This window comes from Kitasatospora sp. NPDC057512 (genome assembly GCF_042802135.1).
Classification (GTDB): Bacteria; Actinomycetota; Actinomycetes; order Streptomycetales; family Streptomycetaceae; genus Kitasatospora.
On sequence record NZ_JBHVET010000177.1, the window covers coordinates 1 to 12,529 of the forward strand.

10 protein-coding genes are annotated in these 12,529 nt (G+C 71.3%); 3 read left to right on the forward strand and 7 right to left on the reverse strand.

Annotation, left to right across the window (positions count from 1 at the left end; translation table 11 throughout):
* Together lysA and ACFU6K_RS14565 are read right to left on the reverse strand one after the other, a co-directional pair.
* Positions 1-1,341, reverse strand: a 1,341-nt coding sequence (lysA, locus tag ACFU6K_RS14560) for a diaminopimelate decarboxylase (RefSeq protein ID WP_380663110.1), incomplete at its 3' end; no start/stop codon positions are given.
* Positions 1,342-1,393: 52 nt separating this feature from the next.
* Complete coding sequence (locus ACFU6K_RS14565; protein WP_375874815.1) at positions 1,394-1,567, reverse strand: hypothetical protein; 174 nt, start codon at positions 1,565-1,567, stop codon at positions 1,394-1,396.
* Between the two features lie 313 nt (positions 1,568-1,880).
* Here ACFU6K_RS14565 and kdpB point away from each other — a divergent pair, with 313 nt between their 5' ends.
* Positions 1,881-4,067, forward strand: a complete 2,187-nt coding sequence (gene kdpB, locus ACFU6K_RS14570; RefSeq protein WP_380663112.1) for a potassium-transporting ATPase subunit KdpB — start codon at positions 1,881-1,883, stop codon at positions 4,065-4,067.
* A 189-nt stretch (positions 4,068-4,256) separates the two neighbouring features.
* Positions 4,257-4,742, forward strand: a complete 486-nt coding sequence (locus tag ACFU6K_RS14575; protein ID WP_380663113.1) for a universal stress protein — start codon at positions 4,257-4,259, stop codon at positions 4,740-4,742.
* A 37-nt stretch (positions 4,743-4,779) separates the two neighbouring features.
* Here the strand turns inward: ACFU6K_RS14575 and ACFU6K_RS14580 are convergent, their stop codons facing one another.
* Positions 4,780-5,913: an alpha/beta hydrolase gene (locus ACFU6K_RS14580; RefSeq protein WP_380663115.1), complete on the reverse strand. Its 1,134-nt coding sequence runs from the start codon at positions 5,911-5,913 to the stop codon at positions 4,780-4,782.
* A gap of 502 nt (positions 5,914-6,415) precedes the next feature.
* Here ACFU6K_RS14580 and ACFU6K_RS14585 point away from each other — a divergent pair.
* Positions 6,416-6,880 carry a hypothetical protein gene (locus tag ACFU6K_RS14585; RefSeq protein WP_380663116.1) on the forward strand — a complete coding sequence of 155 codons (465 nt, stop codon included), beginning with the start codon at positions 6,416-6,418 and terminating at the stop codon, positions 6,878-6,880.
* On the opposite strand, the gene ACFU6K_RS14590 is transcribed toward ACFU6K_RS14585, so the two are convergent.
* The 4 genes from ACFU6K_RS14590 to ACFU6K_RS14605 form a co-directional block, all read right to left on the reverse strand.
* Entirely contained in the window at positions 6,868-7,491 is a 624-nt protein-coding gene (locus ACFU6K_RS14590) for a hypothetical protein (RefSeq protein ID WP_380663118.1), read from the reverse strand. The two genes, ACFU6K_RS14585 and ACFU6K_RS14590, sit on opposite strands and share 13 nt — an antisense overlap.
* Positions 7,492-7,582: 91 nt before the next feature.
* Complete coding sequence (locus ACFU6K_RS14595) at positions 7,583-11,272, reverse strand: ATP-binding protein (RefSeq protein ID WP_380663119.1); 3,690 nt, start codon at positions 11,270-11,272, stop codon at positions 7,583-7,585.
* A gap of 49 nt (positions 11,273-11,321) precedes the next feature.
* Positions 11,322-11,726, reverse strand: a complete 405-nt coding sequence (locus ACFU6K_RS14600; RefSeq protein ID WP_380663121.1) for a cupredoxin domain-containing protein — start codon at positions 11,724-11,726, stop codon at positions 11,322-11,324.
* Entirely contained in the window at positions 11,726-12,181 is a 456-nt protein-coding gene (locus ACFU6K_RS14605; RefSeq protein ID WP_380663122.1) for a hypothetical protein, read from the reverse strand. Before ACFU6K_RS14605 ends, ACFU6K_RS14600 begins: the two co-directional genes overlap by 1 nt.
* Positions 12,182-12,529: the final 348 nt, after the last annotated feature.

Below are 12,529 nucleotides of genomic sequence, written 5' to 3' on the forward strand. Positions count from 1 at the left end.
GTCCTCGACCGTCTCGCGCCGGATCAGCAGGCGGGCCCGGCCGTCCTTCACCGCGACGACGGCCGGGCGGCCGACCAGGTTGTAGCCGGACGCCATGGACAGCTGGTAGGCGCCGGCCGCCGGCATCGCCAGCAGGTCGCCGGGGCGCAGGTCGGCGGGCAGTGCGGCGTCCCGGACGAGCACGTCCCCGGCCTCGCAGTGGCGGCCGACCACGTCGACCCGCGTCTCCCCCGCCTCCGAGCGGCGGCCGACCAGCCGCACCGTGTACGGCGATCCGTACAGGGCCGGGCGCGGGTTGTCGCTCATGCCGCCGTCCACCGCGACGAAGCAGCGGCCGTCCGCCGTGTGCTTGACGGACAGCACCCGGTAGACCGCCACGGCGGACGGTCCGGCGATCGCGCGGCCGGGTTCGACGACCAGCCGGGGCACGTCCAGGTCGGCCTCGGCGCAGCGCACCGCCAGCCGGTCGGTCACCCGGACGGCGAACTCGGCGAGGTCCAGCTCCTCGTCGCCGGGCAGGTACCTGATGCCGTGGCCGCCGCCGAGGTCCAGTTCGGGCAGTTCGACGCCGTGCCGGTCCCGGGTCTCGGCGAGCAGCCGCACCACCGCGTCCACCGCCTCCAGGTACGGCTCGACCGAGGTGATCTGCGAGCCCAGGTGGCAGTGCAGGCCCGCCAGTTCGAGCCCCGGCTGGTCGAGCACCCGGGCGATCGCGTCCGCCGCGTCGCCGCCCTCGACCGGGAAGCCGAACTTCTGCCCGCCGACCCCGGTCCGTACCGCCGCGTGGTGCCCGGCGGCGATCCCCGGGACGATCCGGACCAGCACCTTCTGCGGCGTGTCGGCGGCCACCAGGGCGGCCAGCCGCGCGATCTCCGCCGGGCCGTCGATGACGATCCGCCCGACCCGCAGCCGCCGCGCCAGCCGCAGTTCCTCCGGGGACTTGGCGTTGCCGTGCAGCAGGATCCGCTGCGCCGGGAAGCCCGCCGAGACCGCCAGCCACAGCTCGCCCGACGAGCAGACGTCCAGGCCCAGCCCCTCCTGGTCCATCCAGTCGGCCATCGCGCTGCAGAGGAAGGCCTTGGCCGCGTACAGCACCTCGGCGTGCGGCAGCGCCCGCCGGTACGCCCGGGCCCGCCCCCGGGCCTCGGCCTCGTCCAGCACGTACAGCGGGGTGCCGAACCGTTCGGCGGCCTCGGCCAGCCCCACTCCGCCGATCAGCAGATCGGCTCCCCGGCCGGGCCGCGCCGAGGCCGGCCAGGGGCCGCCGAGCACGTCGGCGGAGGTGCTGCCGGGGGTGGCGCCAGGGGTGGCGGGCACGGGCGGGGCGATGAGCTGGGTCATGGCGGCTACTCCTCCGGGTGGGCGCGTGGGCGGCGGGACGCCTCGACGGGTGTCAGTCCTCGTAGTGCATCGCGAAGCGGCAGTTCGCCGGGCGGGTGCGGTCCCGGTCGGCCGCCGGGGACGGTTCCGGCGGCTCGGGGCGGTCCCGGCGCCAGGCGGCGGGCACGAGGCGGACCGTCCGCTCCAGCGGTTCGTCGACGTCGATGACGGCGGTGACAGTGGTCATGGCGGGGTCCCTCCAGACGGCGGCCCGGGCGGCCGCACCCCTCCAGTGGAGACCCTCCGCACACCGACCGCACCCGCCCTTGACGCAGGGCGTACGGCCCGGGGCCCGTCCTTGACGCCTTCCTGACAGCGGTCCGGCGGCCGGTCGGCGGCGGTGTCAGAGGTCCGTCAAGGACGGGCGCCGCGGCGCCAATCCTGTGTCAAGAGCGGCATGTCCCCCGGTTCTCCGGTGGTGGGCTGTCCGCCGTCCCCGCAGCCCCACCGAACCCGCCGCCCCCGACGAACCGGGGCGGCCCGGAAGGTCCCCCGAGACGATGCGCCGTTCGGCCCTCACCACCCCGGACCACACGCCCGACCAGCAGAACTGGTTCCGCCGCCCGGAGCGCACCGCGGCCCCCGCGCCCGAGCCGCCGCCGAGCCACCGGCCCACCTCGCCGGGCGGCCGCCGCCGGCTGATCACCCGCCGCCAGCTGGCCGAGGCGCTGCCCGCCGCCGTCCGCAAGCTCCACCCGCGCACCATGATGCGCAACCCGGTGATGCTGGTGGTGGAGACCGGCTCCGCGCTCACCACGCTCAGCGCCGTCCTCCACCCGGGCGTCTTCGCCTGGGTGATCTCCTTCTGGCTCTGGCTGACCGTGCTGTTCGCCAACCTCGCCGAGGCCGTCGCGGAGAGCCGGGGCAAGGCGCAGGCCGAGTCCCTGCGCCGCGCCCAGTCCGCCACCACCGCCCGGCGGCTGCTGCACTGGCGGGTCGGCACCCGTGACCACCGCCACGAGGTCATCCCCGCCGAGCAGTTGATGGTGCACGACATCGTCCTCGTCCCGGCCGGCGAGGTGGTCCCGCGGGACGGCGAGGTGGTCGAGGGCGTCGCCACGGTCGACGAGTCGGCGATCACCGGGGAGTCGGCACCCGTCATCCGCGAGTCCGGCGGCGACCGCACCGGCGTCACCGGCGGCACCATGGTGCTCTCCGACCACCTGGTCGTCCGGGTCACCTCCCGCCCCGGGCAGAGCTTCGTGGACCGGATGATCGCCCTGGTCGAGGGCGCCGACCGGCAGAAGACGCCGAACGAGATCGCGCTCAACATCCTGCTGGCCTCGCTGACCATCGTCTTCCTGCTCTCGGTGGTCTCGCTCCAGCCGATGGCCGTCTACGCGCACGCGCCGCAAACCACCATCGTGCTGGTCGCGTTGATGGTCGCGCTCATCCCGACCACGATCGGCGCCCTGCTCTCCGCGATCGGCATCGCCGGGATGGACCGGCTGGTGCAGCGCAACGTGATCGCCCTCTCCGGCCGGGCGGTGGAGGCCGCCGGAGACGTGGACGTGCTGCTGCTCGACAAGACCGGCACCATCACCCACGGCAACCGCCGGGCCGTCGCCCTGCACCCGCTGCCCGGCGCGACCACCGAACAGCTCGCCGAGGCCGCCCAGTTGGCCTCCGTCGCGGACGAGACGCCGGAGGGGCGGTCACTGGTCGAGCTGACGAACCGTCAGTACTGGGTGCCGCCGCGCTCCCCCGGCGAACTCGGCGAGCAGCAGCCCGTACCGTTCACCGCCCACAGCCGGATGAGCGGCGTCGACCTCACCTGGCCGGACGGCACCACCTGCCTGGTCCGCAAGGGCGCGGCGAGCGCCGTCGCCCGCTGGGTGGCGGACTCCGGCGGGCGGCTGCCGGCGGAGGCCGAGCCGCTGGTGGACCGGATCGCCGGGGCCGGCGGCACCCCGCTGCTGGTCGCCGTCCACGACCGGCACGGCGCACGGGCGTTGGGCGTCGTCGAGCTCAAGGACGTGGTGAAGGAGGGCATCGCCGAACGCTTCGCCGAGCTGCGGCGGATGGGCATCCGTACCGTCATGGTCACCGGGGACAACCCGCTGACCGCGCGCGCCATCGCCGCCGAGGCCGGGGTGGACGACGTCCTCGCCGAGGCCACCCCGGAGGACAAGCTCGCCCACCTGCGGCGCGAACAGGCCGCCGGGAACATGGTCGCGATGACCGGCGACGGCACCAACGACGCCCCCGCCCTCGCCCAGGCGGACGTCGGCGTCGCGATGAACTCCGGCACCCCGGCCGCCAAGGAGGCCGGCAACATGGTCGACCTCGACTCCAACCCGGCGAAGCTGATCGAGATCGTCCGGGTGGGCAAGCAACTCCTCATCACACGAGGCGCGTTGACCACCTTCTCGATCACCAACGACGTGGCCAAGTTCTTCGCGATCATCCCCGCGATGTTCGCGAACGCCTACCCCGGGCTGCACCACCTCAACATCATGGAGCTGCACAGCCCCACCTCGGCGATCGCCTCCGCGATCATCTTCAACGCGCTGATCATCGTCGCCCTGATCCCGCTCGCCCTGCGCGGCGTGCGCTACCAGCCCGCCTCCGCGACCGACCTGCTCCGGCGCAACCTGCGGGTGTACGGACTGGGCGGGCTGGTGCTGCCGTTCCTCGGCATCAAGGCCATCGACCTGCTGGTCCAGTTCGTCCCGGGGCTGGGCTGAGCGAACGACCGGGAGATCCGGACCGACCCGTCAGAGCGCTGTCAAAATGCGGGCGACCCGCGTCATGGTGGTATCAGCGGCGGTACGGACGGCTCCGTTCCGGGGTTCACTGGAGACATCCGAAGCAAGGAGTGCCGAACCGGCGGAGCCCGATGGAGAGAGCCGCCGGAGAGACGGAGGCGAACGGCCATGACCGGGACCACCCGAGTGATCGTCGGCCTGAGCGGATCACTGAGCAGTCTGGCCGCCCTCTACCACGCCGTCGGCGAGGCGGCCCGGCACCAGGCGGTGCTGGTGCCCGTGGCCGCCTGGGCCGCCAACGAGCGGGACGGCCTGCGCCCGCTCTCCGAACTGGAGCACGCCGCCCGGCGGCGCCTCGACGTCGCCTTCGACCAGGCCTACGGCGGCTACCCGTCCGACCTGGTCATCCGCCCGCTGGTGGTCAACGCCGAGCCCGGGCCCGCCCTGGTCGGCGCCGTCACCGGCCCGGCGGACCTGCTCGTCCTCGGCGCCGCCACCCGCCGCCGCCTGGACCGCCTGCGGCACGGCTCGGTCGCCCGCCACTGCCGCCACCGGGCCGGCTGCCGGGTGGTCGAGGTCTCGCCCTCGGCCCTTCTCACCCGCCTCGAACTCCCGGCCCGCACCGGTGCACCGCTCCCCCTGCTGGCTCGCTGACAGATCGTCATTGACCTTCTGTTAGCGCCCACTTGCGCTAATCCGGGGCGCGCAGGTGGGCGCTCAGCCAGCCGAGGGCGGGCGGGATGAGCCGGCCCCAGGTGGTGAAGTTGTGGCCGCCGGTGTCGACCGTCTCCTGGTCGACCACCAGCGGCGGACGGGCCGCCGCCGCGAAGGCGCTGGAGTCGGCGTAGGTGCTGCCGTCCTCCTTGCTGTCCGCGAGCAGCACCGCCAGGGGCGGCATCGGCAGGTGGGCCAGGCGCCAGTCGAGGTCCGCCTCGGCGCGGCGCCGCGGGTCGCCTGCGAAGAGGTCGCCCGTCGTGACGTCCTCCGCCGCCCTGAAGTAGCCGGAGAGCGAGACGGCGGCCGGGAAGGTCTGCGGGTGCTCCATGCCGAGCTTGACCGCGCAGTAGCCGCCGGTCGAGTCGCCGACGATCCCCAGGCTTCCGGTGCCGTCCAGCACCCGGTAGGAGGCCCGCAGGTCGGCGGGCACGTCGGTGGTGAAGTAGCGCTGCGCCTGCGGCCCGTTCGGGATGTCCTCGCACTCGCTGTCCCGGGGCATGGTCGGCGAGGGCCGCATCAGCACCAGGACGGTCGGCTGCATCGACCCCTTGCGCAGCAGGTCGAGTTCGACCGCCGGGTAGCGCAGCTTGGTGACCAGGTTGGCGGCGTCGCCGGGGAAGCCGGTCAGCACCAGTACGGCCGGGAAGTGCCGTGCCCCGCCGCCGGGTTGGAAGTACTGCGGCGGCAGGTAGACGTAGCCGTCGGAGCTCAGCCCGGTGGTCGCCCCGGGCAGCCGCACCCGGTCGAGCCGCCCGATCCGGGCCGGATCGCGGCCGACCCCCTCCGCGCCGGTGATCTCCGCCGGGCCGAGCACCTGCACGCCGGCCGCGACCGTACCGGTTCCGCCGCCCGCCGCCCGGATCACCCCCGTGCCGTGCTCGCGCCCCAGCAGGTCGGACCAGCTGCTGTAGAACACGAAGTAGTCGTTGACGGCGAGCCCCAGCGTGGCCAGCAGGGCCAGCTGGGTGACGGCGATGGTGCCGAGCCGCAGGAACATCGCGGGCCAGCTCCGGACGGCCAGCCGGGGCCAGACCCACAGCGTGCCGAGCACCGTGAACAGCGCGAGCAGCACCATGAGCGCCAGCAGCTTGTGGCTGGTGAGCCCCATCGGCCCCGACCTCCCCTACCGCCGTGGAACCCGGCCCAGGAGCCCGGCCGAGGAACCCGGCCGTGGAACCCGACCTAGGAACCCGGCCGTGGAAGCGGAGCTCCGTACTCAAAGTAGCCGGTCGGACACCTCCCGGCACGCCACCGCAAGCCCGGATTCCGCAACTTCGACAAGCCTGTCGAAGTTGGCATGCCCAGGCTATGCTGACCCGAAGCCCACCCATGGTCGGGCCCCTCGCCCCGTCGACGCACGCACCGCCCAGGTGCGCCCGACCGGAAGGAGGTGCGGTCGGAACCTCCGCCGGACGGCTCACCCCGCCGACCCTCCCGTTCGGCCAACCAGCCGCGCACATCAGCTTCTTGACGGTCCGTCAATTCCGATCCGCGATTTCACCGCCTGAACCGTGACGCGTGCCCCGGGCCGCCCACCGCCCGTTGTACGGAAGGTGAATCGCCGCGCCCGCCCGAAACCCCCGGCCGCCCCGCCGAGGAGGAGGTTCCGCATGACGACGCCCCGGACCCACCCGCGCCCCGCCGAAGCCGCGGTGCTGCTCACCGTGCTCGGCCTGCTCGTCCTGGAGGAGATCGCCCTCGGCATGGCCGAGGAGGACGACCGCCCCGTCATCGGCGGCATCCTGATCGGCGCCTCCGGCACCGGCCTCCTGGTGGTCGGCGCGGTCCTGCTCAGCCGCTGGATCGACCTCCGCCGCCCGCTCCCACTGCCCCCACCCGGCCCCAACGGGCGCGAGTACAGCGCCCGCGCCCTCGAAGGCTTCCCGATGGAGGCCGTCCGCCCGCTCCTGCTCGCCGAGAACGCCCCCCAGCTCGGCCACCTGTACTCCGCCTGGATGCTCGCCCGGGCCGGCCGCCCCGCCCCCTGGATCGCCCGCCGCCTGGCCATCCCCCCGGACGCCGCCCACCTCCTCGTCGACGCCGCCCGCTCGGCGAGACTCGATCAGCGCCGCTGACCCGGCGCCGCACCGGCCTGCGCCACCAGGTACGGCAGCAGCCCGCGCTCCGCCAGCGCCGACCGCCAGGCGTCCCGCGCCAGCACCAGCTCCCCCGGCCCGTCCGCCGCCTCCCCGGCCTCCGGCCCCCTCGACCGGGCCGCCCCCAGCAGCCCCAGCCCGCCCACCAGCAGGCTCACCGCCCCCGCCCCGGCCGACACCCACCCGGCGTCCACCAGCGCGTGCGCCAGCACCTCCATGTCCTCGACCAGCCCCAGCACGGAACCCAGCAGCAGGAAGACCACCGCCGCCCCCACCGCGATGATCGGCACCACCACCCCCAGCACACCCCACCACCCCGACGCCCGCTCCCTGGCCGGCACATCCACCGGCAGCCGCGCCACCGCGTCGGCATCCGCCCGCAACGCCGCATACCGCTCGTACTCCGGCGCCGCCGCGGCCAGCACGAACTCCGCGTTCTCCCGCGCCGTCCGCCGCAACCGCTCCACCCCCCGGGCCTCCTCCCCACTCGCCCGCAACGCCGCCCGCACCTCCGGCGCCGAGAGCGCCCGCCCGAGCTCCGTCTCGAAGTCCGCCCGATCCTGCTGCGGCAGCCGAAGCGGCCTGTCCATGCTCGTCCCCGATCGCCGTGCGTAATGTTCTACAGAACTGTAGAACAAGGAGGCACGTTGCAGCAGCCCTGTTCACGGGTGGATTCGGTGCTCAGGACGGGTCGGCCATGGGCACCCGGGCGAGGGCGTCGCGGATCAGCTCAGCAGGGTCGGGCACATCGATGCCCCACTCTCGGTACCACTCGACGATCTGCGTGATCGAGTGACCGGTTCGCTGGGAGACCTCCAGGAGAGTCGCCAACCACTGGCCCCTGCCGATCGAATCCAACCACTCCCCGACAATCTCCGAGGCTTGCCGATGCGTCAGCTCCCGAGGCAAGCCATCACAGGACACTGCGATTCCACGGGACTTCAGATGACGGGCCAACTCCTCCGGACTCCGGTGGAGACGGCGTGCCGCCGTGATCAACCTGGCAAAGGGAACCGTGTCACCCATGACCAAACCATCCCAGCTCAGAGCACCGGCAGGCTGGAAGACCTCCCAATCGAGACGAGTCGCCGCGCCCGGCAGGAACATCGGCGAGCCGTATGCCCGATAACGATCGACCAGCTCTTCCAAGGTGATTCCTTCGGACCCCAGAAGGCCAAATGCATACTCGTATTCAACACCTGCAGGGGACTCAACACCGCGCGCGCCATCAAAGAGAATAAGATCGTCCACCATAGCGCCTTGCGGCATTGATGGGACCAGGAACCCGAGCCGAGTAAATGTTCCGAGCACCTCGGCAATTCGAGTTCCCGTCACGTTCGCGACACGCAACACGTGTGCGACAGGAACAGTGTCCGATCTACTCAGCCACGGCCCCAACCCGTCAAGGCGATGGCTGAGCATCTCGGCCACGTCCCCCGACGGCAGGTCGGGGAGACCCGCGAGGTCGACTTCGAGTCCATACGCTGCCATGGCATCGGCAACCTTGCTGACAGGGACACCGAGTGTGGAGCTGACCTTTGCCAGATAACCAGGGGTGAGCACCTCACCCGGCTCCGGCCACCCCCGAAGAATTCGCCCTTCCTCGGTTCCCCTAAGGAACAACCGATCGGACTCAACGGCAAGCGCCAGGTCAAGCACGGCTTGAGGGACATTGCTACCACCCCGCAACCAATCTGCTGCCACCTCGGCAACCGACCTGGCCCGCCGGTCCGCTGCTGTCACCAACGCGGCTACCGTCACCGACTGCCCTCCAACCGGGGGCCTGGCAGCGGCCGGGCCAGCACTCCAACGCCTCCGGCCGGGCTCATGGAGCGCCATAGAGAACTGATCAGAGGGCATCGCCACCCGACTGCGGCCCGCAGTCGTGAGCGCTGGCCAGAATTCCGCGAGTGCTACCAACTGATCCTGCCGGTCATGCGCCATGAGCCGCCAGAGGACCACTGAGTCGTCCGGCACCCCATCCACCCGTGACCATCTGCCGCTGCTACCGGACATGGGAATTCCCACGGCACAGAATAAGTCGACGTCCATGGGACAACATCCTGTCCACCGAGTTTCAAACTCGCAGCCTCGATAATCGAAGCGCCGCCCTTGCCGAACACACTCGGCGGCTACGATATCGGCAATGTTGACATTCTCATCTATCACGGCAGCAAGCCATTCCATGCTCAACAGGGTCGAGTCCGTCTGGACCAATTCGACGGCTGCCGACCCCAAGAGATGACATAGTTTATGGGACACATCATCGATGACAAGGCGCCGATCAACTGACATTTTGATCGGCGACCACGCCCCCGAAAGGTTCACGACGACACCTGCCAGACCACTGCCCGAACTCACGAGCTCCCCCGACACCGAAGGCTTGACGAACAGGCCATCCACCAGCAGGGCGCCGCCGTACTCACACCACGTCACCTGCACGCCCTCAGGAGCGCCCTCCCAAGGAACGACTGTGCCCGACGCATTGAACCCGAACTTGTCACCGGACAACGCCATCCTTGTCCTGAGCTGCTGCGGCTCCCACTTCACGTTTCGCCCGCCATGTTCGGCCGATGTACGGAACTCCGCGATACCCAGAAGGCGTTCAAGGACATCGAGGGCCGACCATGACCCGCCGAGGCCAATGTCATCCCGCAGGTATAGTCGCACCGTAGTACCCGGCGTGCGGCCCTGTGCCGACTGTTCAGCAATGCGGAAGAGGTGGCTCGGGCCGTAGATCGAGACTTCCAGCTGCGGACCCAACTGACCGGTGGTGTCCAGGCGGCAGGTGTTGACCCGGATCTCGTCGGCGAGCATGAAGTAGCTCAGCACACCGATGCCGAAGCGACTGTTGGGATACAGCTCGACGGGCGGATCCACCTTGCGCCATTCGGCGCGTTCGAGCTTGAAGTCCAACTGCTCGGCGAAGCGGGCGCCGGCATTGGAGAAAACTCCCCGCAACTCTTCCTCGCCCATTCCCACGCCGTTGTCCTCGCACTCCAGGTAGGCGCGGCCGTCCTCGCCCACTCCCTGGCGGAACTCGATCCGCCCCTCATAGGAAAGGGGACCCAGGTGAAAGCTCCGTGACCGGGCCAGGTACTGCACGCGGGCCCGGGCGTACCGGCAGGCATCGAGGGCGTTCTGGTAGAGCTCGCGGACCGCCAGATCCCGGTCGCGGTAGAGCTCGACACCCATCAGCAGGCTTCGCACCCGGCGTTCGTCCATACGGAAGCGCGCCCAGCCCGTGAATGCGCCGGCAGCGGGGGCGGCCTCGTCCGAGGTGAGGCGGGTGGGGAGTGGGTGCGACGGGAGGACACGGCGGAGTGCGTGAAGGAGTTCGTCGGCACGGGCGGTGTACTCGCGCAGGCCTTCGACCACGGCCTCGTGATGGCACTCCGCACGTAGGACGGGAAGGTCGTAAGAGCCGCCCCAGACTGCCAGTTCGAGTGTCCGGCGCAGGTCGGCGACATCGACCTCATCCGGGATGCCGAGGTGCTCGGCCACGATCTCCGGGAGGGCGGTCATCTCAATGGCCGTCCCGTACGCCAATGCCAGCAGCAGGGCCAACCGTGGCTCCCGGACGTGCTGTTCGCCCGGGGCTCGCAGGTGGTTGTCCACGCTGAGGCCGGCGAGGTAGTCGCGGCTGCCGACGTCGGGGCCCCGGCGGAGGGCATGCAGCAGGTCGCGGACCCGCTTGGGCGCGAAGGTCTCGCCGAGGTCGGCGAGCATCGGGAGTCGGTCCAGGATCTCGCCGACGCCCTCGGGGTCGGCGAGATCCTCGTGTTGGTCGAGCCAGCGGTGGAAGAGCCACCATCCAAGGGGGACAGCAGAGGCAGGGCGGGTTCGGGTGCGGCCCACGAGCAGGTCATAGGACTCGATGAACTGCTCGTACGCGGCCCGGTCACCATCGGGCTCTGGCGCGGGTGCGAGATCGGTCGGACTGACAGCGGACCTCGCCGAAGCCAGGCGCAGCGAGCGGACTCGGTAGAGGAAAGGCAGGACGGCCATGAGTGCGGCCTCGGCCGGGTAGAGGTCGAGCCGATCGTCGCCGAGCAGCCAGTCGACTCGTGAAGCGAAGCGCACCGCGATCCCGGGGTCCTGCCACGGGTCGTCGGCGAGCACCGTCTCGTCCCGCAGCCGGGCCAGTTCACCGACGGCCTTCAGTACGGCGCACAGGTACGGCTCAGCGTCCCGGTCCTCCCGAACGTGCTTCCAGACCCGTGAATCGGCAGCGGCCTTCACCCAGTCGTCGGCCCCGTCCGGCACCGTCGGGGGCTGACTCCCTCCCACGTAGACAGCCCCGATGTTCCCGGCCTGCACGACCGGGCCGTTCGCCGTGCCGCTCATCGTGTTCGACGTGCTGTCGACCATCCCTCATGCCCTCCCCATGTGCAGGGCACGAGCGTAGGGCAACCGCCCCTCACGCCACGGTCAGAATCCCGCGCATGAAGTGGTGGTACGTACAGAGGTACGAGTACGCACCGGGCCGGGCGGGAGCGGTGAGCGTCGCGCTGGCTCCCGGGGCGATCGGGCCGGTGTCGAAGGTGCCGTCCTGGGCGGTGAGGGTGTGGGCGGTGGTGCCGGTGTTGGTCACGGTCACCGTCGCGCCCGGGCCGAGCGTGAAGTCGGCCGGCTCGAAGGAGAAGTCGCGGATCGTCACCGTCCCCGCGAAGGGGCTGGGCGACGGCGGGGCCGTGGATGGCGACGGCGGCGCGACGGTACTGCTGGTCTCCTCCGGACCTGGCACCATGAACGAGCTGACGCAGCCGGTCAGTACGGGGCCCGCGGCGAGCAGGAGGGCCGAGGCCCGGAGGAGGGTCCGCATCAGGCGGGGGTGGCGAGCAGCTTGACCCGCTTGGAGTCGGCGGCGGCCGACGGGGTGGCGCCGATGTTGGAGACGGTGGTGGTCAGGACGGCGTCGACGTCCGGGATCCAGTTGGTGGTCTTGGACTGGACGAGGACCTGCCGGGTCTGCGGCGTGCCGTCGCAGATCACGTCCGTCTCCGCGGTCCTGCTGGAGCCGAAGGCGATGGCGGTGTTGTCCTCCGGGTCCCTCTGTTCGACGGACACGGTGAGCGAGCGGGCCTCGTCCGCGATCGAGCAGAGGTAATCGACCTGTACCCGGACCCGGCCGGGGCGCTTGGCGTCGATGACGGCGTCGCCGAGGGTGACGGTGGTGGGGACCGGCTCGTCGGCCTGGGCAGGTACGGCGGCCCCGGCGAGGCCTGTGAGGCCGGTGAGGGCCGAGGTGAGTACCGTCAGGATGATCCACCGCTGCACTGAAACCTCCGGTCTGAGGACGTATGGACGCGTATGGACGTGCGAACGCATTGCGGCCGACGTTAACCGGCCGGAGATCCACCCGCGCGCCCAACCGTCCGAACGTCATACCAACAGCCCAGCGCCCAGTCCGCGACCCTCGCCAGCCGGTCCCAACCGCCCCCCACCCGGCCCTCGCCCGCCTCATGCTGCGGCGCTACGACGAGGCCCGGGCGGCCGGCCCCGCCCGATGGTGTGCGTGAGAAGTCGACCTGGCGACTCTGCTGGCGAAGTCGGTTGGGTTGGGCGTGGGACAGTAAGTGTCTGTCGGTCGGGGCGGGTTGGCTGTCTGTGGGGGTGGGTCGTGTT

Coding starts and splice junctions, on each gene's coding strand:
- ACFU6K_RS14565 (WP_375874815.1), bottom strand. CDS start 1,567: ATGACCACTGTCACCGCCGTCATCGACGTCGACGAACCGCTGGAGCGG.
- kdpB (WP_380663112.1), top strand. CDS start 1,881: ATGCGCCGTTCGGCCCTCACCACCCCGGACCACACGCCCGACCAGCAG.
- ACFU6K_RS14575 (WP_380663113.1), top strand. CDS start 4,257: ATGACCGGGACCACCCGAGTGATCGTCGGCCTGAGCGGATCACTGAGC.
- ACFU6K_RS14580 (WP_380663115.1), bottom strand. CDS start 5,913: ATGGGGCTCACCAGCCACAAGCTGCTGGCGCTCATGGTGCTGCTCGCG.
- ACFU6K_RS14585 (WP_380663116.1), top strand. CDS start 6,416: ATGACGACGCCCCGGACCCACCCGCGCCCCGCCGAAGCCGCGGTGCTG.
- ACFU6K_RS14590 (WP_380663118.1), bottom strand. CDS start 7,491: ATGGACAGGCCGCTTCGGCTGCCGCAGCAGGATCGGGCGGACTTCGAG.
- ACFU6K_RS14595 (WP_380663119.1), bottom strand. CDS start 11,272: ATGGTCGACAGCACGTCGAACACGATGAGCGGCACGGCGAACGGCCCG.
- ACFU6K_RS14600 (WP_380663121.1), bottom strand. CDS start 11,726: ATGCGGACCCTCCTCCGGGCCTCGGCCCTCCTGCTCGCCGCGGGCCCC.